General features: G+C 37.2%; 21 protein-coding genes and 1 tRNA gene. 12 read left to right on the top strand and 10 right to left on the bottom strand.

The window, feature by feature from the left end; all coding sequences use genetic code 11:
* Window positions 1-3: 3 nt before the first annotated feature.
* Window positions 4-807, bottom strand: a complete 804-nt coding sequence (locus L1275_RS14370) for a glycogen/starch synthase (protein ID WP_253474853.1) — start codon at window positions 805-807, stop codon at window positions 4-6.
* A 108-nt stretch (window positions 808-915) separates the two neighbouring features.
* Between L1275_RS14370 and panC the strand changes: the two genes are divergently transcribed.
* The 6 genes from panC (at window position 916) to L1275_RS14340 (ending at window position 7,013) form a co-directional block, all read left to right on the top strand.
* Window positions 916-1,764 (top strand): pantoate--beta-alanine ligase, encoded by an 849-nt coding sequence (gene panC, locus L1275_RS14365; protein ID WP_253474852.1) that lies wholly within the window; start codon window positions 916-918, stop codon window positions 1,762-1,764.
* Window positions 1,765-1,777: 13 nt separating this feature from the next.
* Complete coding sequence (gene panD, locus L1275_RS14360; RefSeq protein ID WP_253474850.1) at window positions 1,778-2,128, top strand: aspartate 1-decarboxylase; 351 nt, start codon at window positions 1,778-1,780, stop codon at window positions 2,126-2,128.
* Between the two features lies 1 nt (window position 2,129).
* Window positions 2,130-3,104 (top strand): lysylphosphatidylglycerol synthase transmembrane domain-containing protein, encoded by a 975-nt coding sequence (locus L1275_RS14355; protein WP_253474848.1) that lies wholly within the window; start codon window positions 2,130-2,132, stop codon window positions 3,102-3,104.
* Window positions 3,105-3,230: 126 nt separating this feature from the next.
* Complete coding sequence (gene radA, locus L1275_RS14350; RefSeq protein ID WP_253474846.1) at window positions 3,231-4,598, top strand: DNA repair protein RadA; 1,368 nt, start codon at window positions 3,231-3,233, stop codon at window positions 4,596-4,598.
* Window positions 4,599-4,767: 169 nt separating this feature from the next.
* A complete protein-coding gene (locus L1275_RS14345) occupies window positions 4,768-6,417 on the top strand; it encodes a DUF4139 domain-containing protein (RefSeq protein WP_253474844.1) in 1,650 nt (549 codons plus the stop codon).
* Between the two features lie 80 nt (window positions 6,418-6,497).
* Window positions 6,498-7,013: a DUF421 domain-containing protein gene (locus tag L1275_RS14340; protein ID WP_253474842.1), complete on the top strand. Its 516-nt coding sequence runs from the start codon at window positions 6,498-6,500 to the stop codon at window positions 7,011-7,013.
* 149 nt (window positions 7,014-7,162) lie between these two features.
* On the opposite strand, the gene L1275_RS14335 is transcribed toward L1275_RS14340, so the two are convergent.
* The 3 genes from L1275_RS14335 to L1275_RS14325 all read right to left on the bottom strand — a co-directional run bounded on the left by L1275_RS14335 (window position 7,163) and on the right by L1275_RS14325 (window position 10,226).
* On the bottom strand, window positions 7,163-8,470 hold the full coding sequence (locus L1275_RS14335; RefSeq protein ID WP_253474840.1) for a mechanosensitive ion channel family protein: 1,308 nt from the start codon (window positions 8,468-8,470) through the stop codon (window positions 7,163-7,165).
* A gap of 73 nt (window positions 8,471-8,543) precedes the next feature.
* A complete protein-coding gene (locus tag L1275_RS14330) occupies window positions 8,544-9,446 on the bottom strand; it encodes an OmpA family protein (RefSeq protein ID WP_253474838.1) in 903 nt (300 codons plus the stop codon).
* A 15-nt stretch (window positions 9,447-9,461) separates the two neighbouring features.
* The gene (locus L1275_RS14325; RefSeq protein ID WP_253474836.1) at window positions 9,462-10,226 is read right to left on the bottom strand and encodes an exodeoxyribonuclease III; all 765 of its coding nucleotides are present in this window, start codon (window positions 10,224-10,226) and stop codon (window positions 9,462-9,464) included.
* Between the two features lie 191 nt (window positions 10,227-10,417).
* On the opposite strand from L1275_RS14325, the gene L1275_RS14320 reads away from it, so the two are divergent.
* Window positions 10,418-12,226 carry a GNAT family N-acyltransferase gene (locus tag L1275_RS14320; protein ID WP_253474833.1) on the top strand — a complete coding sequence of 603 codons (1,809 nt, stop codon included), beginning with the start codon at window positions 10,418-10,420 and terminating at the stop codon, window positions 12,224-12,226.
* Between the two features lie 111 nt (window positions 12,227-12,337).
* Here the strand turns inward: L1275_RS14320 and L1275_RS14315 are convergent, their stop codons facing one another.
* The 5 genes from L1275_RS14315 to serS form a co-directional block, all read right to left on the bottom strand.
* The gene (locus tag L1275_RS14315; RefSeq protein WP_253474831.1) at window positions 12,338-13,309 is read right to left on the bottom strand and encodes a 2-hydroxyacid dehydrogenase; all 972 of its coding nucleotides are present in this window, start codon (window positions 13,307-13,309) and stop codon (window positions 12,338-12,340) included.
* Window positions 13,310-13,361: 52 nt separating this feature from the next.
* Window positions 13,362-14,714 carry a magnesium transporter gene (gene mgtE / locus L1275_RS14310; RefSeq protein WP_253474827.1) on the bottom strand — a complete coding sequence of 451 codons (1,353 nt, stop codon included), beginning with the start codon at window positions 14,712-14,714 and terminating at the stop codon, window positions 13,362-13,364.
* Complete coding sequence (gene rsmA / locus L1275_RS14305; protein ID WP_253474823.1) at window positions 14,704-15,483, bottom strand: 16S rRNA (adenine(1518)-N(6)/adenine(1519)-N(6))-dimethyltransferase RsmA; 780 nt, start codon at window positions 15,481-15,483, stop codon at window positions 14,704-14,706. The genes mgtE and rsmA overlap by 11 nt, the downstream gene beginning before the upstream one ends.
* A gap of 12 nt (window positions 15,484-15,495) precedes the next feature.
* The gene (locus L1275_RS14300; protein WP_253474803.1) at window positions 15,496-15,807 is read right to left on the bottom strand and encodes a DUF4286 family protein; all 312 of its coding nucleotides are present in this window, start codon (window positions 15,805-15,807) and stop codon (window positions 15,496-15,498) included.
* 145 nt (window positions 15,808-15,952) lie between these two features.
* On the bottom strand, window positions 15,953-17,224 hold the full coding sequence (serS, locus tag L1275_RS14295; RefSeq protein ID WP_253474800.1) for a serine--tRNA ligase: 1,272 nt from the start codon (window positions 17,222-17,224) through the stop codon (window positions 15,953-15,955).
* 198 nt (window positions 17,225-17,422) lie between these two features.
* Here serS and L1275_RS14290 point away from each other — a divergent pair, with 198 nt between their 5' ends.
* From L1275_RS14290 to L1275_RS14280, 3 genes are all read left to right on the top strand, one after another.
* Window positions 17,423-19,342, top strand: a complete 1,920-nt coding sequence (locus L1275_RS14290) for a M1 family aminopeptidase (protein ID WP_253474797.1) — start codon at window positions 17,423-17,425, stop codon at window positions 19,340-19,342.
* A 77-nt stretch (window positions 19,343-19,419) separates the two neighbouring features.
* Window positions 19,420-20,763 carry an RIP metalloprotease RseP gene (gene rseP / locus L1275_RS14285; protein WP_253474794.1) on the top strand — a complete coding sequence of 448 codons (1,344 nt, stop codon included), beginning with the start codon at window positions 19,420-19,422 and terminating at the stop codon, window positions 20,761-20,763.
* A gap of 86 nt (window positions 20,764-20,849) precedes the next feature.
* Window positions 20,850-20,923 (top strand) — tRNA-Asn (locus tag L1275_RS14280).
* A gap of 400 nt (window positions 20,924-21,323) precedes the next feature.
* Here L1275_RS14280 and L1275_RS14275 read toward each other — a convergent pair.
* A complete protein-coding gene (locus L1275_RS14275; protein ID WP_253474791.1) occupies window positions 21,324-22,217 on the bottom strand; it encodes an Omp28-related outer membrane protein in 894 nt (297 codons plus the stop codon).
* A gap of 119 nt (window positions 22,218-22,336) precedes the next feature.
* Between L1275_RS14275 and L1275_RS14270 the strand changes: the two genes are divergently transcribed.
* Window positions 22,337-22,819, top strand: coding sequence for a TlpA disulfide reductase family protein (locus tag L1275_RS14270; protein ID WP_253474788.1), 483 nt, complete (start codon window positions 22,337-22,339; stop codon window positions 22,817-22,819).
* Between the two features lie 6 nt (window positions 22,820-22,825).
* On the top strand, window positions 22,826-24,487 hold the full coding sequence (locus tag L1275_RS14265) for a DUF6029 family protein (protein WP_253474785.1): 1,662 nt from the start codon (window positions 22,826-22,828) through the stop codon (window positions 24,485-24,487).
* The last annotated feature ends 858 nt before the right edge of the window (window positions 24,488-25,345 follow it).

Here is a 25,345-nt window from a genome sequence, read left to right as displayed (position 1 = left end):
GGATTATACTTGTTTTTTATAAAAATCAGTATATGCTTCAGCAAATTTTTCTTTCGTTGTGAAAGGTAAAAAAGGTTTTTTTGAAGATTCTATAAATTTTGTTAAACTTGAAGACACGTTTTCTGATGCAATAATAACCCCGTCGGAGTGAAGTATTGCATTCTTCATGATGTTTTCATAAGTTGGATCTGTTAAGTCTACAATGGTTTCTTCTGGCAATTCGTCAAAAGCAACTTTGCTCTTCATGTTTTCGCCTAGAGGACCGTCAAAAGACTGACTAAATACCGAAGTAATAATCTTTGTTTCGGAAAATATAGCTTCGTCTTTGTAGAAGTTTTTTAAATATACAGGCAATAATGATGCCAACCATCCTTGAACGTGGATGATATCGGGAACCCAATTTAATTTCTTAACGGTCTCAATTACCCCTTTTGTAAAGAAGATGGCACGCTCGTCATTGTCAGTAAATAATTTCCCGTCTTCGTCTGTGAAGGTAGACTTTCTCTTAAAATATTCGTCGTTGTCAATAAAGTAAACTTGAATGCGTTCTTTGGGGATAGAAGCCACCTTGATGATCAAGGGCATATCCATGTCGTTAACTACCAGATTCATACCTGATAAGCGTATCACCTCATGTAATTGATGTCTTCTCTCGTTAATGCTTCCGTATCTTGGCATGAAGATTCTGATTTGACCTCCTTGGTCATTGATCATCTTTGGGGCGTCATAGGACATTAATGAAACCTCATTTTCTGCTAAATACGGTACCACTTCAGATGATACATACAATATCCTCTTATCTTCCATCTTGAATTTTGATTTTATGTTCGTTATAAAAAACGTTGCAAATTTACAAAAATTTAGTGAGTTATTTGGTAATTAACTAATTTTGCAGTCATTTTAAATCTAAATGAGATGTTTATTTATACCACAAAAACGAGTTTAGAGCGTCATTTAAAAGCGTTTAGAGACCAAAACAAAACCATTGGCTTGGTGCCAACCATGGGTGCAATACACGACGGACACCTATCTCTGCTTGAGAAATCGCTGCTGGACAACGATTGTACGGTAGTCAGTATCTTTGTAAATCCAACGCAGTTTAACAACGCAGAAGACTTGGAGAAATACCCCCGTAATCTAGAGCGCGATGTAAAAACTATTGAGTCGCTTTCCGATCAAATTGTCATTTTTGCTCCTTCCGTAACGGAGATTTATCAGAATAATACCGTTTCGGAATCGTTTTCTTATGATGGTTTAGAGTTTGAAATGGAGGGTGCGCAGCGCCCAGGGCATTTTGATGGTGTAGGTACCGTAGTTAAGAAGCTCTTTGAAATTATTCGTCCAAATCAGGCTTATTTTGGTGAAAAAGACTTCCAACAATTGCAGATTGTGAAAAAAATGGTTGAAAAAACCGGATTAAATGTTAAAGTTGTCGGGGTTTCTATTCATCGCGAATTGTCTGGTTTGGCCATGAGTTCCCGTAATGAAAGGCTATCAGCCCAAGGATTAGAGCAAGCGACTTATTTGTATCAAGTATTATTAGAGGCTAAAAAAAGATTCGATTCGGAAAATCCCGTTAAAGTTCAACAATTTGTTGAGAGTGAATTTAAAAATAATCCTAACTTTGACCTCGAATATTTTACTATAGCTGACGAAGCAACTTTAAAATCTGTCACAGAAAAAGAAGCGGGTCACAAATATCGAGGGTTTCTTGTTGCTCATTTGGAAGGAGTTCGCTTGATAGATAACATATCTTTAAATTAATTAATATTGTCTGATGCAAATAGAAGTTGTAAAATCTAAAATTCATCGTGTTACGGTAACTGGGGCTGATCTGCACTATATTGGCAGTATCACCATCGATGAGGCGCTATTGGAAGCTTCCAATATCGTTGAAGGTGAAAAAGTAGCCATTGTTAATATCAATAATGGGGAACGCTTTGAGACTTACGCGATTCCGGGACCTCGTAATAGTGGGGAGATTACCCTTAACGGGCCTGCGGCTCGTAAAGTACATCAAGGTGATGTAATCATTATTATCGCTTACGGTATCATAGATGCTGAAGAAGCAAAAACATTTAAACCTTCTATCGTTTTTCCTAATGAAAAGGACAATACGCTAACGTAATATGTCTAAACTAAAAATAGGTAAAATAGCCAATATTGTACTGCCTCTTTTTTTGGGCGCTTTTTTGGTGTATTACGCTTATAATAAGTTTAGTCCAGATCAAATAGAAGAGATGAAAGGCTATTTTAAAAATGCCAATTATAATTATATAATCCTCTCTTCTGTTTTTTCTATAATCAGCTTGGCTTCTAGGGCTTATCGCTGGAATTTTGCTTTGGAGTATCTCGGTTATAAATCCAAGTTTACCACCAATTTCATGGCCATCTCCATCGGCTATCTACTGAATCTGACCTTACCCCGTTCTGGGGAGTTTTCGAGAGCCTTAATCTTGCAGAAATATGAAAAAGTACCGTTTGACAAGGGATTTGGTACCATTATTTCCGAGCGGGTTATCGATTTGATTTGCCTATTGTTGTGTGTATTCCTCGCATTGGTTTTTCAATATGAAATTCTAAAACAATTTCTGCTTGAAAAAATCCCTGTTGAAAAACTCGTGATCTTAGGGCTTATTGGTTTGTTTTTTCTGCTGGGACTTATCGCTTTGTTTCGTTATTCAACATGGAAATTTATTTTGCTGATAAAAGCTAAAATAGCCGGTCTAATTGAAGGCGTAACCAGCATCTATAAATTGCCAAAAAGAGGCGCTTTCCTGTTTCATACTTTGGTCATTTGGATCACGTATATCCTAACTTTCTATTTTGGAGTTCTCGCTTTAGCAGAAACCAGTCACATGACGGCAGGAATGGTATTGTCATCCTTCGTAGCGGGTAGTTTTGCTGTGACTTTTACCAACGGTGGTTTTGGAGCATTCCCACTAATCGTTTCTGAATTGTTGGTTTTTTATCATATCCCTCAAACTGCTGGAACGGCTTTCGGTTGGATATTGTGGACTTCACAAACGGCTTTAGTCGTTGTTTTGGGAGCTCTATCCTTTTTGTTCTTACCGCTTATTTATAAGAAAGTTACTCGGGTTTAGTAATCAGCGATCAGTAGTTCCCTACGGATTTAAATACCACTTAAAATCTTCAGTTGAATCCGAAGCGAATAAACGAATTCGCGAATCGGCAAATAATCGTACTTTTACCCTATTAAAGTAAAAAGTATGGCAAAGGTAAAAACGGCATTTTTCTGTCAGAGTTGTGGGGCACAATCACCGAAATGGATGGGACAATGCCCTTCTTGTAAAGAGTGGAATACCTTGATAGAAGAGGTGGTTCAGAAAGAAGAAAAAACAGCTTGGGCAGTAGCGAGTTCAAGTACAGGTACCAAACGAGTTTCAAAACCGCTGCGCGTCAAAGAAATTGACAGTACAGAGGAAATTCGGATGAATACTTTGGACGGCGAACTAAATCGCGTATTGGGCGGTGGAATCGTGCCGGGATCCATGATTCTACTTGGAGGAGAACCCGGAATTGGAAAAAGCACACTACTGCTGCAAATATCATTAAAACTACCTTACAAAACCTTATATGTTTCCGGTGAAGAAAGTCAGAAGCAAATCAAAATGCGCGCTGAAAGGATTAATCCAAGCAGTGAAAACTGTTATATTTTAACCGAAACCAATACTCAGAATATTTTTCGTCAAATCGAAGCCATCGAACCCGATGTCTTGATTATCGACTCCATACAAACCTTACATACGGATTATATCGAATCCTCGGCAGGTAGTATTTCTCAGATTAAGGAAACTACGGCTGAGCTTATAAAATTTGCCAAAGAAACCAATACACCCGTGATTATCATCGGGCACATCACTAAAGATGGAAATATTGCTGGTCCAAAAATTTTGGAACATATGGTTGATACGGTACTTCAATTTGAAGGCGATCGCAATCACGTTTATCGAATTTTACGATCGTTAAAAAATCGTTTTGGATCTACTGCTGAACTGGGAATCTATGAAATGCAGGGAAATGGCTTACGTGAAGTGTCCAATCCTTCCGAAATATTGATTTCTCATAAAGAAGAGGAGTTGTCGGGAACGGCAATTTCTGCAACCTTAGAGGGCATGCGTACCTTGATGGTAGAGATTCAGGCCTTGGTTAGTACAGCGGTATATGGAACACCACAGCGCAGTGCTACGGGATACAACCTAAAGCGACTCAATATGATTTTGGCTGTTTTAGAAAAAAGAGCCGGTTTTCGTTTGGGAGCCAAAGATGTTTTCTTAAATATTACCGGCGGAATCTCTGTCGACGACCCGGCTATTGATTTAGCTGTAGTTGCAGCGATATTATCGTCGAATGAAGATATAGCAGTGCCAAAAGAGTTTTGTTTTGCTGGTGAAGTTGGATTGTCTGGAGAAATTCGCCCGATTAATCGGGTCGATCAACGCATTCAGGAAGCGGAGAAATTAGGGTTTACCTCGATGTTTGTCTCTAAATACAACAAGATTTCCTATAAGGGAACAGGCATAAAAATCATTTTGGTATCGAAGATTGAAGATGTCGTGGAATATCTTTTTGGATAATTGGCAAGGTATTGGATAATTGGTCATAACGTGTCTTGACTTACGAGTGTAATTTTGTAGACTAGTGCGGAATGAAATGACTTGAAACTCTAAAGGTATCTTTGTAGGGATGGGTTGTCTAAAGACCCTAAATCCAACTGAAAAAAGTATCATTAAAATGAATTACGATATGAAAAAATTAATTGCCCTTATGGCTCTGACGGTATTTTCGTCATCGAGTTGGGCGCAAAAAGCTTTGTTTACACAAGCAAAATTAGAATCTGCACGGGTTTATTACAACGGTGCTGAATTAACGCAAAATGCTGTAGTCAATTTGCCTAAGGGTATGTCAGAAGTAGTGATTACAAATGTCGCCAATGCGCTTAATGAGAACACGATACAGGTGGGGTCTACAGCTGATGTTACGGTCATGTCGGTGCAGTTTTCCAATGCATATTTGGAGGAATACGACAATGCTCAGAATTCGCCCTTAACAAAGCCCTTACGAGATAGTATTGCTAACCTTGAGGTTAAGTTGGAAATGATGAAAAATGAAATCAATGCCGATTTAAGAACCGTGCAATTGTTGGACAATAGCGCTTATGGAGAGCCTAAAAAGGAATTTTCTACAGTAGAAATGTCCAAATGGGTAGATTACTACAAATCCAAACGCCAAGAATTGGAAAACGGTATTTATAAGAAAAAGAAGGAAAAGGAGAAAATAGAGCTTCAGTGGAATAACCTGAAATCCAAATTGAGTTTTGGCGTTGATAAATCAGAAAAAACGAGCAATGGAAAGCTGATTCTTCAAGTGATGAGTAACAAAGCAGCGAATACGCCTTTCCAGGTGAATTATGTAACCAATAATGCTCAATGGGTACCTTTTTACGACCTTCGAATTGACAAGATCAATCAGCCGATCAAAGTGATGTATAAAGCGCAAGTGGTTCAAACGTCTGGTGTCGATTGGAGAAATGTGAGATTAAGCCTAACTTCTGGAGTAGTCAATCAAAACAACAGTACGCCAGTATGGAATACGTGGTTTGTAGATTATGTTCCAGAATATAGCGCCAATGAAGTAGTGACTATGGGGTATTCGACCAGTAAAAGAGCGATGGCCGGTTCGGTTTCTCGTGACTCGGAGTCCTATAAGCCAAGTCCTCCAGTGCTAGAAGAAGTATCCTATGCTGATCGACAAACGATAGCAGAATATACTCAGGTTAATATCAGTCAACTCAACGTTACTTTTGATATCGATATTCCATATACGGTATTGACGAACGGTAAAAGACATAGTGTCGATTTAAAGAATTTTGAATTGCCTGCAACTTATTTGTATTACAGTGCTCCTAAAATGGATCTGAATGCTTATTTAGTTGCAACCATTAAGGATTATGGAAGTTTTAATTTATTACCGGGGGAGGCCAACGTGATTTTTGACGGTATGCATGTGGGTAAAACGCAACTCAATACCGAAAACACCGAGGAGGAGTTGAAGTTAAACTTAGGTAAGGATACTAAAATTGGTTTAACCCGAGTTTTAATTGCGGACAAATCGGGAACAAAAACCTTGTCTTCTAAGAAAACACAGAATTTTGTTTATGAAATTACGGTGCGCAACAATAAACAAGAGAGTGTTGAGATCAAAGTTGAGGATCAATTTCCGATTAGCTCTAATAAAGAAATTGAGATAGAACTGACGGATAAAGACGGGGCAACCGTTGACAATGAAAAAGGTTTATTGACTTGGACTCTTAAATTAAAACCCAACGAAACCAAGAAAATTAGATTTGGATATCAAATCCGTTCCAATAAAGACAAGTCCATTATGGGATTTTAGCATAAATAATTAAAAGTGATTAAAAACCAGAGCCAAGCGCTCTGGTTTTTTTATTATATTAGATACAAATACAATTGATTATGAATGCTTATCTGGAGATCGTTTTGCGTAGTGCAACGGTTTATTTTTTTATGATTATCGCACTGCGGATTTTTGGAAAGAAAGAATTGTCGCAACTGAATACCGCTGATGTAATTTTAATCTTATTAATCAGTAACTCGGTTCAAAATGCTATGGTCGGCAGTGATTCCAGTCTGAGTGGAGGATTGGTAGCAGCTTCAGTGTTGTTTGTGGTTAATTACGGTTTAAAAAAGTGGATGTTCAAAAGTGATAAACTGCGCAATTTTTTACAGCAGAAACCCGAAATTTTGATTCACGACGGTAAGGTTGACTTTGCAATGGCTACGAAATTGGGGATTACATCCGATGAATTAACCGAAGCTATGCATGAACACGGTGTGGAATATTTTAAGGAAGTGAAATTAGCTATGCTGGAAATAGACGGTAATATCAGTATTATAACAGGGGATAAAAACCTGAGGCAAACCCATTTCAAACGAAAGCATTTACGGAAAAATTTGATTGGAGGGAATTAGAAAGTTGCTGTATTTTGCTTATCGAATGGCGTTGGAAGTTTCAACTATAATTGCAAAAAAAAGACCGCCTGTTAAACGAGGCGGTCTTTCTTAATTTGTATTGGAGCTTACTGGTATCCATTTTTAGGATGCATTTATAAAGTATCGAACTACGATTTTAAACTTCTCAAATCGTCAGAAGCAGGTAATTCAAATACTTCTAATTTAAAGAATTTGATGGAAGCTAACAGGTGATCAAACATATCTGACATGATCATCTCATAGTTGGTCCAAACAATATCATTGGTAAACATATACAATTCTATGGGTAAGCCGTGCTCGGTAGGATGAAGTTGACGTACCATCAAGGTCATTTCCTTGTGTATACCCGGATTTCGTTCGGCATAGCGCGTGATGTAAGCCCTAAATAGGCCTACATTGGTTATTTTACGTCCGTTTACAGGCATAGAAGGGTCTGCATGAGTTTCTTTGTTGTATTGTTCGATTTCGGCGGTTCGTTGCTCGATATACGGAGCGAGAATTTGAATCTTCTTTAGTTCTTCGATCTCCTCAGGTTCTAAAAAGCGAATGGAGGATATTTTTACATTGATGGATCGCTTTATTCGTCGTCCACCGGAAACTTGCATCCCTCTATAGTTTTTAAATGAATCGCTAATCAGCAAGTGGGTCGGAATAGTGGTGATGGTTTTATCAAAATTCTGAACCTTTACCGTATTCAAATTGATCTGAGTAACGGTTCCGTCTGCTCCGAATTTGCTCATTTCAATCCAGTCTCCAACGCGGACCATATCGTTGGATGAAACTTGTATACTCGCAACAAATCCCATAATGGTATCTTTAAATACCAACATGAGGATAGCAGAGGCCGCTCCTAATGAAACTAGAAATGCCCAGGGTGATTTGCCCGTTAACATCGAAAAGATAATGATACCAGCTACAAAGTATAGAAAGATACTGACTACTTGGAAATAACTGTCTAGAGGTTTGTCCTCCATCGATTTCATCGTCCTTGCAAAATCTCGACTACTTTTGACTAGCGAGCGAATAAGCAATATAATCGCTACCACTAAAAAGATATCTGTTGTCTTTAGGGTAAATGATGTTAGGTTCGGAAAACCGAGAAAAATAATCGGAAACAATATTTTAGCTAGGATCAGCGGGATGATATGTGTAAAATAGTCAAAGACTTTATTGTGAACCAAAATATCATCGATATTGGTTTTGCTTTTAAGTATATAGGTTTTGACCAATTTCAGCAAAATATTGCGAATGACATAGTCCGTAATATACAATACTAGAGATACAGCGACTAACAAGGCCACTGCTGTGATCATGTGGGTGTAATAGTTATCGAAACCCAATGAATTGAACAAGTTGAAAGTTCCTTCGTAAATGGAATTTATAGCTTCGGAGTCAATGATTTCTATAGGTAAGGTTGTCGGTGTTTTTTGGCTCATAGTCGGTGTTTTTAGGTGTATAAAAAAAGAGTGAAAAAGAAGGTCTTTTCCACTCTATATGAATTGGGGTAGATTATAAGTCGTTTAACATCTTGGAGATCTCATCTAATTTCGGTGATAAAATCACTTCGATTCGTCTGTTCTTTGATTTTCCTTCGGTAGTACTATTGCTGGCTAATGGGGCATATTCGCTCCGACCGGCAGCAGTCAAGTTTTTCTTGTCAATTTTGTTATTCTCTGCAAGTAAATTGACAATGGATGTAGCGCGTTTGGTGGATAAGTCCCAATTGTTTTCTATTCCTCCGCCTAGGGATCCCAAAATCTTATCATTGTCGGTATGTCCTTCAATCAATACGGATATATCTGGATTGTCAGCCAATACTTTGCCTAAGGCATCCACAGCATTCTTACCTTCGGGGTTTACTGCCCAGCTGCCAGACTTGAAGAGTAATTTGTTTTCCATAGAAACATAAACCTTTCCGTTTTTATGTTCGATGGTTAAGCCTTTGCCTTCAAAATTATTTAAAGCTCTTGACAATTTATCTTTCAGGCCTTTCATATGTGATTCCTGAGCCGCTATCTTTCCTTCGAGTTCAGCAACTCTGTTAGAACGTTCTTGTAATTCTGATTTTAATTTATTTAAACGCTCGGCTTCTGCTTTCAAGGCTTCTGCACTGCTTTTTTCTAAAGAAGAATAGGAATTGGTGAGGGTACTCAAGGTTCCTTGAGCAGCGCTGATTTCAGCATTGAGTTGATTGCGTTCTTCTTCAAGCTGGGCTAATTGCGCTTGTAGTTTCTCGCGTTCTTTTTCTAAAGTAGAACGATCGCCGCTTAAGGTTTCTAATTCATCGGATAACCGATCATTTTCTTGAACAGCCGTTTCGTATTGACCATTGAGTTCATTGTACAGTCTTCTCGATACACAAGAACTCAATAGGGAAACGCTAAGTAGGCCTAAGGCTATTTTTTTAATCATATTTTTTCGAATTTTTTAAGATTCAATCTCTATTAATATCGGACAATGGTCTGAATGTTTTGCTTCGGGTAATATACACGCTCTTGTGACGCGTTCGCTTAGCGGTTTTGTAACTAAGTGGTAATCGATCCTCCATCCTTTATTGTTGTTACGGGCATTCGCTCTGTAACTCCACCAACTGTAATGATGCGGGTCTTTATTAAACATTCTAAAACTATCTACAAAACCATTTTTCATAAAAGTATCCAACCACAAGCGTTCTTCGGGAAGAAAGCCTGAAACTTTTGCATTGCGAATCGGATCATGGATGTCAATAGCCTCATGACAAATGTTGTAATCACCACAGATAAGCAAGTTGGGAATGTCTTGAACCAATTGGGAAATATAGATTTGAAAATCATCCATAAATTGAAACTTATGGCCCAATCGATCTATGTTGGTTCCCGATGGCAAGTACAAAGACATGATGGAAAGACCGTCGTAATCTACTCGAAGATTTCTACCTTCAAAGTCCATATACTCAATACCCGTGCCATAAACGACGTTTTTAGGTTCGGTTTTGCATAAAATAGCCACTCCACTATATCCCTTCTTTTGAGCAGGGTAATAGTATTGATAAGGGTAGCCTGCGGCAGTGATATCTTCTGTAGGAATCTGTGACTCCATGGCTTTGATTTCTTGTAAACAGATAACATCTGGATCAGCCGCTTGTAACCAATCTAAAAATCCTTTAGTAATGGCCGCACGGATCCCATTTACGTTGTAAGAAATGATCTTCATTTTAAAATTTTTTATTCCATCAAAAATAGAAAAAAAAACACAGTTGTTTCCTATATTAGCTTTTTTGACAATATTAATGTAGTTTTAAAAATTATGTGAAAGGATTTTAGATAAATTACTACTTTAGTTTTTTAAAACAAAAATGCTTAAACAAAGAATTAGTATATTTGCTTGGATTAATAATATAATGGATGGGGCTAGTTACAGCGAAGGAAGTTGCAAAAGTAATAAAGGTTGATAAATATGGTTTTTTAGGTACTTTTTCAGGTTGGTTATTGATGAAAGTGCTTAAAATATCAACGTTAAATGATATCTATGATAGAAATAAACATTTGTCTGATGTTGCTTTTTTAAATGCCATTTTAGATGAGTTTAAGATTGAATTCGAAATTAATCCTGAAGAATTAAAGAGGCTTCCAAAAGAAGGGCCTTATATTACTATATCGAATCATCCTCTAGGTGGGATTGATGGGATATTATTATTGAAGTTAATGTTAGAGCGTGATCCTGATTTTAAGATCATTGCAAATTTTTTATTGGAGCGAATTGAGCCTTTAAAACCCTTTGTAATGCCAGTCAATCCGTTTGAAAACCATAAGGAGGCAAAGTCTAGTATGTTGGGAGTCAAAGAAACTTTAAAACATTTAAGTGAGGGTAAACCTCTGGGAATGTTTCCTGCAGGAGAAGTTTCTACGTATAAAGACGATCGTTTATTAGTTGATAAACCGTGGGAGGAAGGAGCGATAAAGCTTATCAAAAAAGCCAATGTTCCGGTGGTACCCATTTATTTTCATGCTAAAAACAGCAGGTTATTCTATTTTCTTTCGAAAATTAACCCAACGCTAAGAACAGCCAAATTACCTTCGGAGCTTTTAACACAGAAGGATCGTGTTATCAAAGTTAGAATCGGAAAACCCATAACGGTTGCCGAACAAAATGAACACAAAGAAATTGCTGACTATGGTAATTTTTTAAGACATAAAACGTATTTGTTGGCTAACGCCTATAAAAACGATACGATGAAATTATTAAATGTTTCGTCATTCAAATTACCTAAAACACCGAAAGAAATTGCTAATCCTGTCAGACAAGATAGTATACTGAAAGAAATTGAAGTATTAAGAAAGGATGATTGCCGATTGTTGCAAAGCAAAAACTATGAAGTGTTTTTGGTTACCGCAGATAAAATTCCACAGATTCTACATGAATTAGGCCGTCTACGAGAAATTACTTTTAGAGAAGTAGGAGAGGGAACGAATAATTCTTTAGATCTCGATAAATATGATTTGTATTATCACCATATGTTTCTATGGGATGAACAAGCCCAGCAAATTGCAGGTGCTTATAGAATGGGGTTGGGATCAGAGATTTTTCCAAAACATGGCATATCGGGATTCTACCTTCATGAGCTCTTCCGTTTTGAATCGGAACTGCACGAAATGATGTCAAAATCCATTGAGATGGGGCGAGCTTTCATTATTAAAGAATATCAACAGAAACCCATGCCGCTATTCTTATTGTGGAAGGGAATAGTACATACCACTTTACGTTATCCAGATCACAAATATCTAATTGGTGGTGTGAGTATTAGTAATCAGTTTTCAGACTTTTCAAAATCGCTGATGATTGAGTTTATGAAATCTCATTATTACGATCCGTATGTAGCGCAATATATTTCACCGAAAATGGAATATAAGGTTAAATTGAAAGATGCAGATAAGGATTTTGTATTCAATGAAACGGAAGCGGATTTGAATAAATTTGATCGTATCATTGATGATGTGGAGCCAGGGAACTTGAGATTACCGGTATTAATCAAAAAATATATCAAACAAAATGCTCGAGTTGTAGCTTTTAATGTGGATCCGCTCTTCAATAATGCCGTTGATGGATTGATGTATATCCGAATTGCCGATTTACCTGAGAGTACGGTGAAGCCAGTGATGGAAGAATTTCAGGCCGAACTGGAACGGAAATTATTAGATAAAAACGAATACTAAGAAAAAAAAGAAAGGGAGAATACCATTTTAGTATTCTCCCTTTCTTTTTTTAATAGAACTCGAAATAAACTAGGTTCGAATTAAGTTACTGTTATAATAGTCGAAGAATCATTAAAGCGGTAAAAAATTAGCGGGTAAAGCAATGATTTTGTCGGTAATTATCTGAGCTAGTTTTTCTTTACTTTCGATGGTCCATCCTGCAATATGAGGGGATAGCATCACGCGATTGGACTGAATAAGGTATTGTAAAGGTTCCGGTAGAAAGGCTTCTTGAAAAAGGTTTTCAAAAGAAGATTTTTCATATTCCAGTACGTCTAAACCCGCTCCTAAAACTTTATTAGATTCCATGGCCTGCACAAGATCTGCTGTGTTAACAGATTTACCTCTTGCCGTATTGATCAGAAAGATTGGTTTCGCTAAAGCAGCAAGGAATTTTTCATCGATGAGGTTGATGGTAAGGGGGGTTTCTGGAATGTGCAAACTAAGAATATCGATTTCGCGTTGTAGTTCTTCTAAAGTAACTTGTGTGGCGTTTTCGTCACCAACAGCTTCTTTGATGTCGTAACAGATTACCTTGCAATTAAAGCCTTTTAAACGTTGTGCAAAAGACTTACCCATATGCCCATATCCAATAATGCCTACGGTCTTACCTTCAATCTCTAGACCTCTATTCGCTTCGCGGATCCAGTGACCGTTACGCACTTCCTGGTCTACGAGCGATAGTTTGTTCATTAAAGACAACAACATTCCCATGGCGTGCTCGCCAACGGCCGAACTGTTGCCTTCTGGTGCTGCAATTAAGGAGATGTTTTTTGATAAGGCGTATTCACAATCGATGTTTTCAAGTCCTGCACCTACACGGGCAATAAAGCGTAAGCGCGGTGAAGCATCAATAAAAGTTTTATCGATTTTAAAACGACTTCTGATTACAATTCCATCATAGTCTTCCATTTTCATTTCAATGACTTGTTTCGAGGAAACATAGTCATAATCATTGATAAATCCAGCTTGATCCAGTTGTTCCATCATCAAAGGATGATTGCTGTCAAGGTGTAGAATCTTGGAATTGCGCAGTGTACTCATAAAACTTAAATTTAGAACTAATGGATTGCTTCAATTGATCGGTCTAACAATATTAGAAACCCAGAATTACTTTTGCAATTGAAAAGTAAATCAAAATACCAAAAATATCATTGCTAGTCGTAATAAATGGACCTGTGGCCAAGGCCGGATCTATACCGTATTTATTTAAAAGTATGGGAACAAAAGTGCCAATTAAACTAGCGATTACGATTACGCTAATCAAGGCGATTGATACGGTTATTCCGATAATATAATCAACATTTAGTAAAAAGTGGCTACCGAGCATTAGAAGTATGGCGAGTAAAAAACCATTAAACAAACTCAAGGTAACTTCTTTTAGTAGACGCCTCCAAATTGATCCGGTGATCGTATTGTTGGCTAATCCTTGGACGATAATCGCTGACGATTGAACACCGACGTTACCTGCCATAGCGGCAATTAGGGGGGTGAAAAAGAATAAAATTCGAAACTTTTCCATAGCACCTTCAAAACTTCTGGTGACATTGACAGCCACAAAACCGCCGATCATTGCTAAAATTAACCAAGGAATGCGCGCTCGGGTCAATACCAGTATACTGTCATTGGCTTCCACGTCTTGAGAAATACCCGCAGCCAACTGATAATCTTTATCAGCCTCTTCTTTGATCACGTCTAAAACGTCATCAATCGTAATTCTACCTAACAAACGACCCATTTCATCAACGACAGGAATCGCTTCCAAATCGTATTTCTGCATAATACGGGCTACTTCAACATCTTTGGTGTTAACATTTACCGAATCGACTTTAGGTATATATACATCACTGATATGACTGGTGGTGGAGGTTGTCAACAAATCTTTTAAAGAAAGTCGCCCTTTTAACCGGTTTTCATCATCAACGACGTAAATAGAATGTACTCGCGATACGTGTTCCGCTTGTTTGCGCATTTCTTTTACGCATGTTAAAACCGACCAGTTTTCATTGACTGATACCAACTCCTTACCCATTAATCCACCTGCAGTATCCTCGTCATATCGAAGTAAATCGACAATATCTTTCGCGTGCTCTAAGTCTTCCAACTCAGAGATAACCTCTTGTTTTTTGTCTGCGGATAACTCAGAGATAATATCTACTGCATCATCCGTATCAAGTTCATCTAACTCTTCCGCAATTTCTTTTGCAGAAAGGTTGCTTAAAATCTTTTCACGAACTTCCTCATCAAGCTCTAAAAGAATCTCAGAAGTGACTTCGCTATCTAAAATATTAAAGATATAACTAGCACTTTCCTGAGAAAGCTCGTTCATGATTTCGGCAATATCAGCATAGTGGATCTCTTTTAGCTGATCTAAAAGTTCCTGTTCTCTTCCTTCGGAAATTAAATTTTCAATTTCCTGGATAGATTCTTTACTGATTTTAAATTCCATCGGCAGTTATTTTCTGGGTAAGGTATATAAATTGTTCTACATCAAGTTGCTCTGGTCGTAGATTGAAAATTTCGTCAGCACGTAATTCCTCTGAAAGATTTAACGATTTTAAGCTGTTTCTCAGCGTCTTTCTACGTTGGTTAAAAGCAGTTTTTACTACGGTAAAAAAGCGTTTTTCGTCACACGGCAAGCTGTAGTTCTCTTTCCTTTTCATTCTCAATACTCCTGACTTCACTTTTGGAGGTGGACTGAAGACCGTTTCTGAAACCGTAAATAAATATTCTGTTTCATAGAAAGCTTGAGTTAATACAGAAAGTATACCATAAGCCTTAGTGCCCTTTTTCTCGCAAATACGCTGTGCAACTTCTTTTTGAAACATACCCGAAAACTCCGGTATAAATGCACGCAACTCCAGGGTTTTAAATACAATTTGAGTTGATATATTATATGGAAAATTTCCGATGATGGCAAACTGTTCCTGATTCATAGCAGAGGTAATGTCAAAACGCAAAAAATCTTCACTAAAAATATGATTGTGAAGTTTGGGATAATGCGTGTTCAAAAACACTACAGAGTCTCTGTCGATTTCCACTACAAAGGTTTCGACGGGTTTGTCTAGTAAATATTTAGTCAACATTCCCATTCCTGGACCGATCTCTAATATTTTATTATATCCTTCTAGACGTAAGGTGTCAGCAATTTGTTTTGCAATGCTCTCGTCAATCAAAAAATGCTGGCCTAAATGTTTCTTGGCTCTTACTTTGTCCATAATGTGAGGAATTTAATGTTCACTAATAATCTCTAATTCGGTTTTGAACGTCAACATTTTATCGCCGTATAAGCTTTGCGCTTCCTGTTCTAATTTCGCTGCATCTTCTAAGTAAAAGCGGTCTAAGGTTTCTTTGTCTTTACTGGTAAATTGAACCGAATAGGTTACTCCACCCATTTCTTCGTTTACAAGAACCTTGACCAAGCGTGCAGATTCAAATTTGCCCGTAGCTAAGATATCCGTAATGTGTTTGGTTTGCATCCAATGTATCCATTGATCATGAACGCTTTCGTGGATGTTTATTGTCAGATTGTATACAATCATAAGGAAAAGTATTATCGAGTATGCGAGAGTATGGCGAATATATAAGTGAACCTATCGAAATAGGTCATCCCCACAAAAATGCACTCGTATTTATAAAGACCAAAGCATCATTGATAAAAAAATGATGCTTTGGTTTATTTTTATCTTAGTCAATCAGGTCGAAACCGGTGTATCGACGTAACACTTCTGGAATCACAATTCCATCTGCGGTTTGATAATTTTCTAGTATCCCTGCTAATACACGAGGTAATGCCAAAGAACTTCCATTGAGCGTATGAGCCAAATGGTTTTTACCGTCTTGATCTCTAAATCTCAATTTTAAACGATTGGATTGAAAGGTTTCAAAATTCGATACAGAACTGATCTCTAACCAACGGTCTTGAGCAGTAGAGAAAACTTCAAAATCATAGGTCAAGGCTGATGTAAAGCCCATATCACCTCCGCATAATCTTAAAATACGGTAGGGAAGTTTTAATTCGTCTAGAATTTCTTTTATATGTTCTACCATGCCTTCTAAGGCTTGGTAAGAATTATCAGGATGTTCGATACGTACTAATTCTACCTTGTCAAATTGATGTAAACGGTTGAGCCCTCTTACGTGCGCTCCATAAGAACCCGCTTCTCTTCTAAAACAAGGGGTGTATGCTGTGCAACGTATCGGTAGTTCGCTCTCTTGAAGGATCACGTCCCTAAACATATTCGTTACAGGAACTTCAGCCGTTGGAATTAAGTATAAATCATCAACTCCTGCATGATACATCTGGCCTTCTTTGTCTGGTAATTGTCCCGTTCCAACCCCAGAAGCCTCATTAATTAAATGAGGAACTTGATATTCGCGGTATCCAGCGTCCGTGTTTTTATCTAGAAAATAAGAGATTAAGGCCCGTTGTAACTTGGCTCCTTTACCTTTATAAACAGGGAAACCAGCTCCGGTGATTTTGACACCCAGTTCAAAATCAATAATATCGTATTTTTTAGCCAATTCCCAATGTGGAACAGCGCCCTCATGTAAGGTTGGGATCTCTCCTTTTTCGAATATGTTGATGTTATCATCAGCGCCCTTTCCTTCAGGAACAGTTTCATGAGGAAGGTTCGGAAGTAAGTATAACTTCTGTTGCAATTGTTCTGTAGTTACACTTAAAACCTCTGTCAACTCTTTACTCTGTTCTTTATATTGAGCGGTCTTTTGTTTTAAGATCTCTACCTTAGCCTTTTCACCACCTTTCATTAACTCACCAATGCTTTTCGATAGTTTATTCGATTCTGCTAATACGGTGTCTAATTCCACTTGTGTGCTGCGGCGTTTTTCGTCTAAACCGACCACTTCGTTCACCAAATCGGCAACATCAAGATTTCGCTTAGCCAAAGCTTTTACGACCTGTTCTTGATTTTCTCTGATATAAGCTATCTGTAACATGATTAAATAAATTAGTTAATGTCAGCAAATTTAGAAAATACTTTTCTAATCAGCGAGCATTAATGCCCTTACTTCGAATTAACCTATTGGTTTTTTTTAAAATTGACTGATTTTCGTTGCAAATTGCGTTTCTTTATAGCTATTATGACGAATTGAAAAATATCTTCTTTTACTATTTTTATTTCAAATCACCGTTTTATGAAAAAAATTACTTTCCTTTTTACCTGTTTGTTTTCTATTCTGGTCTCGGCACAACAGACCGACGCTGATGAACGGGCACAGCTGATTCTTAGAGAACAAAAGAGTGCGCAAGCGATATTGGAATTTAAAGCAAATCCAAATACACAGAATTACGACATCCTCTATCAAAAGCTCGATCTCAAAGTGGATCCGGAAAAATATTATATAAAAGGAGTGGTTGAAGCAAAATTTAAAGCCTTGCAACCGATGACTACGGTTGTGTTCGATCTGTCAAAAGATTTAAAAGTGGCATCAGTGAAAGAAGGGAGTAACCTTTTAACCTTTACACAGAATCAGTCGGACGAATTGGTTATTCAGTTAAAGTCTTCTTTAGGTGTTGGTCAAGAGAGGAGTGTCATCATCACTTACGAAGGGGCTCCTCCGAAAAATCAAGAAGCCTTTACAACCAGTGTGCATTTTGGAACACCGATATTATGGACACTTTCGCAACCCTTTGGCGCTAGTGATTGGTGGCCGTGCAAGCAAGACTTAGCGGATAAAGTGGATAAAATTGATGTTTACATCACTGCACCAGCGGTTTATAAATCTGTAGCCAACGGTTTAGAAATAAGCCAAATTAGCAATAACGATGGAACAGCTACGACCCACTTTCACCACGGATATCCAATTCCAGCTTATCTGGTAGCCATCGCGGTCACTAATTATCAGGTCTATCTACAGAGTGCAGGAACTGCTCCGCATCAGTTTCCGATTGTCAATTACATTTATCCTGAATACTATACTAGTGTGGTGCCGCAGTTGCAACAAACCGTGCCGATTATGAATTTGTTTGAATCGTGGTTTGGGACCTATCCCTATGCTGATGAAAAATATGGGCATGCTCAGTTTGGCTGGGGTGGAGGTATGGAGCATAGTACGGTCTCGTTTATGGGCGCGTTTACTCAGGGTTTGATCGCTCATGAATTGGCACATCAATGGTTTGGTAATAAAGTGACCTGTGGTACGTGGCAGGATATTTGGCTTAATGAAGGGTTTTCTGAGTATGCGGCAGGACTCGTGGTTCAAAATATACAAGGCGAAAATCAGTTTCAAATGTGGAAGCAAAACTTGGTCAATAGTGTGACTTCTCAGAATGGGGGTAATCTATATCTTACGCCTATTCAAGCCTTAAATTCAGATCGGATATTCAGCAGTAGAATTACCTACAATAAGGGAGCTATGGTGGTACATATGTTGCGTTATATTTTGGGTGATCAGGCGTTTTTTGCGGGAGTAAAAACATATCTAAGTGATGCTAATTTAGCCTATAAACACGCTTATACACCGGATATCAAGGCACATCTAGAAACGGCTTCAGGAAAAAATTTAACCGCTTTTTTTGATCAATGGATTTATGGTGAAGGTTATCCTATATACGATGTAGTCGCTGAACAAGTAGGCAAAAAGGTTACTTTAACAGTAAAACAAACGACATCATCGAGTACGGTTGATTTTTTTGAGATGCCTTTAGAGATCAAATTAGTTGGTACTAAAGGGGCTACAAAGGTAATTGTACTGCAAAACACGCAACCGAGCCAGAGCTTCGAGGTCGAAGTTGATTTTCCAATACAGTCCATAGAGATAGATCCCAATAGAAATATCATTACAACTAGCAATACAGGTACTTTGTCTGTGGAAAGTCTGCCAGTTAAAAATGAACAAATTTCTGTTTACCCAAACCCGACTTTTACAGAGATCAACATCGATATGAGTAATGAGCAGGTATTGACTAAAGTCGACCTTTTTGATGATAAAGGGGCTTTAGTAGGTACCTTTAGGGAAAAGCAATTCTCAATAGCTCATTTATCCAAAGGGAAGTATGTGTTGGAAATAGCTACTAACACAGGCTTTTTTCATAAATCTATTATAAAACTGTAGTGTAATTTAAAATAAGTGCAATTAGTAAAACTAATATTTTACTTTTGTCAGAATATTATCGAATTTAAAAACTGAAAATGGAAATAGTAATTAAGCTTTCTCAATTCTTATTGAGCTTATCTCTTTTAATTGTATTGCATGAATTGGGACATTTTATTCCCGCTAAAATATTTAAAACAAGAGTAGAGAAATTCTACTTGTTTTTTGATGTAAAGTTTTCTTTGTTTAAGAAAAAGATTGGTGACACAGTCTATGGTATTGGTTGGTTACCCTTAGGTGGCTACGTGAAAATATCGGGCATGATTGATGAGAGCATGGATAGCGATCAGATGAAACAGGAGCCACAGCCATGGGAATTTCGTTCCAAACCGGCATGGCAACGATTGATCATCATGTTAGGAGGGGTTACAGTAAATTTTATCTTAGCGTTCGTTATATATATCGGAATGACTTACTACTATGGAGAGTTGTTTATTAAGAACGAGAATATCAAGAAAGGAGTTTGGGTAGTTTCACCTGCCTTGGAAAAAGCAGGAGTACAAACTGGAGATAAGATTGTTGCCGTTGACGGTAAGAAGATTGAAACTTATAATGAAATCAACGGGAAACTGTTGATGGGAAAAGAGGTGCTTGTTGAAAGAGATGGTCAGCAGAAAACGGTAAGGTTTCCTGTTGATTTTATCGATCAAATTATGCAAAACAAAACTCAGGGCTTAGTAGCTCTTAGAATTCCTTTTATTATTGCAGGAGCGCCGGCGGATAGTGAAAATGCTAAGGTTTTTGAACTCAAAGATCAGGTGACTTCGATTGCGGGGCAACCCATTGAATTTGCAGATCAAGTTCAGAGTGTATTAGATCAACACAAAGGTGAGACCGTAGCAGCTACGGTTTTGAGAAATGGTGAAAACAAAGATTTGACGGTAAAAGTAAATGAAGAAGGGAAATTGAACATGGTTTTTGCTGGAGGATTAACCTATGCTAATCTTGAACAGTTGGGACTATATGAATTTAATAAAGAACAATATGGACTTTTAGAATCCATTCCAATTGGACTAAATAAAGGAAAAGAGAAATTGGTGGATTATGGAAAGCAGTTGAAAATGATTGCTTCTCCTGAAACTGGAGCCTATAAGGGAGTCGGTGGCTTTAAAGCTATTTTTGATATTTTTCCAAGTTTTTGGAGCTGGGAAGCATTTTGGAGTATTACTGCTGTTTTGTCAATTATGCTTGGAGTAATGAATTTATTGCCAATTCCGGCACTAGATGGAGGTCATGTTATGTTTTTATTATATGAAATTATTACGGGTCGTAAACCCAGCGATAAGTTTATGGAGAATGCACAAATGGTTGGCTTCTTTATACTTATCGGTTTGTTGTTGTTTGCCAACGGTAACGATATTTACAAGGCTATATTTAAGTAAATAAAAAAGTACGAAATTTTCAGAAAACCATTTGTGTTTTCTGAAAATTCGTTCTATATTTGCATCGCAATAAAGGTAACACACCTTCCTCCTTAGCTCAGTTGGTTAGAGCATCTGACTGTTAATCAGAGGGTCCTTGGTTCGAGCCCAAGAGGGGGAGCAAAATAAGAAAGCTAGACGAGAGTCTAGCTTTTTTTTTGTAGGTATTTCTCGTTATGAAAATATCTTGTTGCGAATACTTCTTGATATTGTATGTAATTCAAACGTGGTATTGTATCTCTTTCTGTGGCTTCTTAAAGAATAGCCAATGGTGTATGTGATTGGAAGCTTTTGATTAGAAAGGTTTATTCTTATTTATGGTTCATGCAATAATCCTTACTTAATTAAGCGCAATTTAGATTTTAATAGTAGAGTACTTACTTTTTGATATTTAAAAAGTAAAACTTAGTGCAATTATTTATACATAAGTTTTTAGTTAGGACATTATAAAAATAAAAAGAGGCCTACTGGATATTTTATCTAGTAGGCCTCTTGTGTTTACTAATGGAATTAGTAGTTGGTTACTTAGCTAATTTGTAGCCTCTAGTTGTATTGGCTGGTGCGATTTGCACGTTAATACAATCTCCTGCTGCATTAAAAACAGCTACAGCTACACTCATGTTGGCAGCATCTTTCCCTTTATATGTAAAAGCTAGGTTGCTGAAAGTAGCGATTTTTCCTTTTTTAGAATTTTCTGATGCGATAGCTTCTCCTTTGATTTCCTTAGAAGCAGCTAGTACTACATGATTGTGAACAAAATTAGTTATATTTCCTTTTCCAGTGTAGTAATCTGTGTAGTTAGCTTGCTTAGCGATGAGCCCACTTTCTAGGATGAAAACTACATAAGAAACGTTTTCCATATCTTCACTAAAAGCGATATTCGCTTCTACAGATGCATTGGTATTGGTTACTACGGAGCTGAATCTAATTCCGATATTTGAACTTTCTTGTTTTAGTTTCTTTGGGTCGTCTAGGAAACTTGGCTCTGGATACGTCCAAGTTTGTTTCCTGTTAATAGTACAAAAAGGGTATCCTCTTTCGTTTGCTGGGATTGAAAACTTATTCCATAATGCATTTGCTAAAACGGATTGCGGTTTGTATTCCATGTTGTCTCCATTATGTAATGCAATCGCAACGAAGCTTTCAGGATAAAGTTTTTCAGATTCTTCGATTGCATGTGCAACTCTTGGGCACCATCCGCACCAAGTTCCTGTAAAATCTTCTACTAATACTTTGTGTTCGTATTTCGAATCGGCGGTCGGTTTTACGTCATCTTCGCCTGGTTCTGGAATAACTACAACCGGTGGTGTAGGTGGTGGTGGTGGTGTATCATCACTGCTACTGCTGCACGATGTATTTACTGAGCACATTGCTAAAAATAATGCTATAAAGCCTAGAAATCGTTTGTTTTTCATAATATAAATTTTATAATTTTTTTTTGCTCGATAAAAATAAGATTAATTTTTTAATAAATTTACGTTAAAGCAAAAATTAATAAATATATTTGTTGATCTAAAATATAAGATTTGTTTTTATGAGAAAAATTGTAGGGTTATTTGTTTTGTTGTTTTCTATGCAAGGAATTGCTCAGACAACGCTTCCAAACATTGAACTGAAAAACATGGATGGCAAGAAGGTTCTAATTTCGGATTATGCGAAAAAAGACAATCCTGTAATTATAAGTTTCTGGGCTACTTGGTGTGGACCTTGTTTAAAGGAGTTGAATGCTATTAATGACGTATATTCAGATTGGCAAAAAGAAACCGGTGTTGAATTAGTTGCTGTTTCAATTGATGATGCAAAAACAAGCAAAAGAGTTAAGCCTTTAGTGAAAGGAAAAAATTGGGAATATGAAATTCTTATGGATGATAATCAAGCGCTAAAAAGGGCTATGAATGTTGCTAATGTACCGTTTACGATTGTGGTTTACAAGGGTAAAATTGTTTACAAACATTTGAGTTACGCTCCTGGAGTTGAAAAGGAAATGTATGCTAAAATTAAATCTCTAGTAAAGTAAATTCTAATGATAAAAAAAATATTTTTTTGTACTACTGTTCTTTTGTTGTCTGTAAAATCATTTTCTCAGATTAGAGTAGGGTTAGAGTCAAATAGTCAGTGGTATATTGATGATAAAAAAGTTAAGATTGATGAAGTGGATGCTGAGGAGAGATTTAGATCGAATACCTATTTAAAGTTTGATTATAGTTATAAAAATTGGGAGCTTGGTGCGCAATTAGAGGCGTATGCGCCGAAACCAATTTTAAATTATTCGCCAGATTTCAAAAAATTTGATGTGGGGACTGTTTTTGCTAGATATAATAATACCGAATCGGGTGTGGATGTCACTTTAGGACATTTCTATGAGCAGTTTGGAAGCGGCTTGGTTCTAAGGTCTTGGGAAGATCGTCAAATTGGTATTAATAATGCAATTTTTGGAGCACGTGCAAAATTGAGAATGGCTCCAGGTGCGGACATAACTTTTCTAGGGGGAAAGCAACGTATCGGGATGGGTTTTGATTTATCAGATTCCTATTTATATGGAGCGAATGTCGAAGTGGATTTGGCGGAAGTAACAGGTAATGAAGAGTCAGGTTTTAAGGTTGGTGCTAGTTATGTAGGTAGATACCAAGATCAAAAAGAATTGTATCCTTTGCTGTCGAAGACATTAGATTTGTTTTCAGGACGTGTAGATTATACAGGAGATGCTTTTTATTTTGGGGCTGAATATGTGTATAAAGCGAAGGATGCATTAGTTGAGAATTATAAAGTTTTCGAAAATATAGAAAAAGACGGTAATGCATTGTTGGTGAATACTGGTTTTTCGGCTGAAGGTTTAGGTTTGAATGTTACTTTAAGGAGGATGGAGAATATGACGTTTTATTCGGAACGTAATTTCGCTGGTAACATTTATAATAAGGGAGTTGGGAATTATGTTCCTGCTTTGACTAAACAGTATGATTATTCTTTACAGAACATTTACGTGTATCAAGCACAACCGGGCTTCTCTTATTATCAAAATCCGAAATTGGGTGAAATAGGAGGGCAATTTGATTTTTACTATAACTTTAAAAAGGGATCTACTATCGGTGGTGAATATGGTACAAGTGTAATTGTTAATGGTTCTTACTGGGCAGGTTTGAAGTTAAAGGATGCTGATGTGTCGAAAGATGAATTATTGGAGGCAGATTATTTTGCAATGGGAGATAAGTACTATTCTGATTTAGGCTTAGAGATTCGTAAGAAATGGTCGAGTAATTGGTCCTCTATATTTATGTATTTAAACCAATACTATAATAAAGAAAAGGTCGAGGATACTTATGGTTTGGTTAAGACAAATATGGTAAGTGCAGAAACTACTTATCAATTTGCGGGAACTAAATCAATTCGATTAGAGATGCAACATCTTTGGGCAGATTCAGATAAGAAGAATTGGGCTGGAGCTACCTTGGAGTTTGCGGCAAATGCAAATTGGGGTTTCTTTGTTACGGATATTTATAATTATGGAAATGACGAAGTGGATGAGCAAATTCATTATTATAATGGAGGAGTTAGTTATACTAAAGGTGTGACTCGTATAGCTGCAAGTTATGGTCGTCAACGTGGAGGGTTATTATGTGTAGGAGGAGTTTGTAGAATGGTTTCTGAAGCAGCAGGACTGACAGTGGGAATTTCGACTTCTTTTTAATGTAGTACACTTTTATACTATAGTGAAAACCCAATGATTTGTGTCATTGGGTTTTTTCGTTATAGGATTTCGCATATAGGTTATGTATTGATTCTTGTGAATTGAAAATTGTATCAGTAATCGGTTGTCACTAATCAGTGTGGTCGTGAATTGTAATTCTTGAGTCGTCAACTACTGTAAATTTTCTACTCCTTTTATATAGGTGGCTTTTCGTAAACGCAAACCCTCGACTCCCGACTTTCGACTTTCGACTCATGCTGCCCTCTAGTCACTCTTTACTAATTAGTGATTCGTTAGTCTAAAATCGAGATTCGTCGGCTAGTGTAAATTTCTCACTCCTCATATATAGGTAACTTTTCATAATCGAGAACACTTGACTCCCGGCTTTCGACTCCCGATGATGCTAGTCACTGATTACTGTTTACTGATCACTATAATAATTGACTTTTCACAAACGTTAACCTTCGACTCCCGAATCCCGACTTTCGATTCACGAAATAATAAAAGAGGTAAAACAACGGATACTAGTCAGTTAAGAAAAGAGCGTGAGAAATACCTAAAATAAAACAACAAAAGATTAGGAATGCTGGTAAAAAGCCCTACTTTTGCACTCGCATTACCGCAGAAGTTCTTTGAGAAACGGAGTTAAAAGATAAGAAACAAGAATAAAGAGTTCGCTCTTTAAAATTTTACAAAAATTAAATTTGTTTCTTAAATAATTAAAGTTGTATCTTTGCCATCCGCAAGGAAACAACGCTCTGACACATTATTGACAAGTAAATAAAAAGAAATTTTTTTCTAACAAAAAGCTTGCCATTTAAAAAAGAAGTTGTAGTTTTGCATCCGCTTTGAGAGACA

It is taken from the genome of Flavobacterium sp. HSC-61S13 (assembly GCF_024171535.1).
Taxonomy (GTDB): Bacteria; Bacteroidota; Bacteroidia; order Flavobacteriales; family Flavobacteriaceae; genus Flavobacterium.
This window is presented reverse-complemented; position numbering and strand designations above follow the sequence as displayed.

Coding starts and splice junctions, on each gene's coding strand:
- L1275_RS14270 (WP_253474788.1), top strand. CDS start 22,337: ATGAGAAAAATTGTAGGGTTATTTGTTTTGTTGTTTTCTATGCAAGGA.
- L1275_RS14325 (WP_253474836.1), bottom strand. CDS start 10,226: ATGAAGATCATTTCTTACAACGTAAATGGGATCCGTGCGGCCATTACT.
- L1275_RS14265 (WP_253474785.1), top strand. CDS start 22,826: ATGATAAAAAAAATATTTTTTTGTACTACTGTTCTTTTGTTGTCTGTA.
- rseP (WP_253474794.1), top strand. CDS start 19,420: ATGGAAATAGTAATTAAGCTTTCTCAATTCTTATTGAGCTTATCTCTT.
- L1275_RS14290 (WP_253474797.1), top strand. CDS start 17,423: ATGAAAAAAATTACTTTCCTTTTTACCTGTTTGTTTTCTATTCTGGTC.
- L1275_RS14275 (WP_253474791.1), bottom strand. CDS start 22,217: ATGAAAAACAAACGATTTCTAGGCTTTATAGCATTATTTTTAGCAATG.
- L1275_RS14330 (WP_253474838.1), bottom strand. CDS start 9,446: ATGATTAAAAAAATAGCCTTAGGCCTACTTAGCGTTTCCCTATTGAGT.
- panD (WP_253474850.1), top strand. CDS start 1,778: ATGCAAATAGAAGTTGTAAAATCTAAAATTCATCGTGTTACGGTAACT.
- L1275_RS14340 (WP_253474842.1), top strand. CDS start 6,498: ATGAATGCTTATCTGGAGATCGTTTTGCGTAGTGCAACGGTTTATTTT.
- L1275_RS14315 (WP_253474831.1), bottom strand. CDS start 13,309: ATGAGTACACTGCGCAATTCCAAGATTCTACACCTTGACAGCAATCAT.
- mgtE (WP_253474827.1), bottom strand. CDS start 14,714: ATGGAATTTAAAATCAGTAAAGAATCTATCCAGGAAATTGAAAATTTA.
- L1275_RS14355 (WP_253474848.1), top strand. CDS start 2,130: ATGTCTAAACTAAAAATAGGTAAAATAGCCAATATTGTACTGCCTCTT.
- radA (WP_253474846.1), top strand. CDS start 3,231: ATGGCAAAGGTAAAAACGGCATTTTTCTGTCAGAGTTGTGGGGCACAA.
- L1275_RS14370 (WP_253474853.1), bottom strand. CDS start 807: ATGGAAGATAAGAGGATATTGTATGTATCATCTGAAGTGGTACCGTAT.
- serS (WP_253474800.1), bottom strand. CDS start 17,224: ATGTTACAGATAGCTTATATCAGAGAAAATCAAGAACAGGTCGTAAAA.
- L1275_RS14335 (WP_253474840.1), bottom strand. CDS start 8,470: ATGAGCCAAAAAACACCGACAACCTTACCTATAGAAATCATTGACTCC.
- panC (WP_253474852.1), top strand. CDS start 916: ATGTTTATTTATACCACAAAAACGAGTTTAGAGCGTCATTTAAAAGCG.
- L1275_RS14345 (WP_253474844.1), top strand. CDS start 4,768: ATGAAAAAATTAATTGCCCTTATGGCTCTGACGGTATTTTCGTCATCG.
- L1275_RS14320 (WP_253474833.1), top strand. CDS start 10,418: ATGGGGCTAGTTACAGCGAAGGAAGTTGCAAAAGTAATAAAGGTTGAT.
- rsmA (WP_253474823.1), bottom strand. CDS start 15,483: ATGGACAAAGTAAGAGCCAAGAAACATTTAGGCCAGCATTTTTTGATT.
- L1275_RS14300 (WP_253474803.1), bottom strand. CDS start 15,807: ATGATTGTATACAATCTGACAATAAACATCCACGAAAGCGTTCATGAT.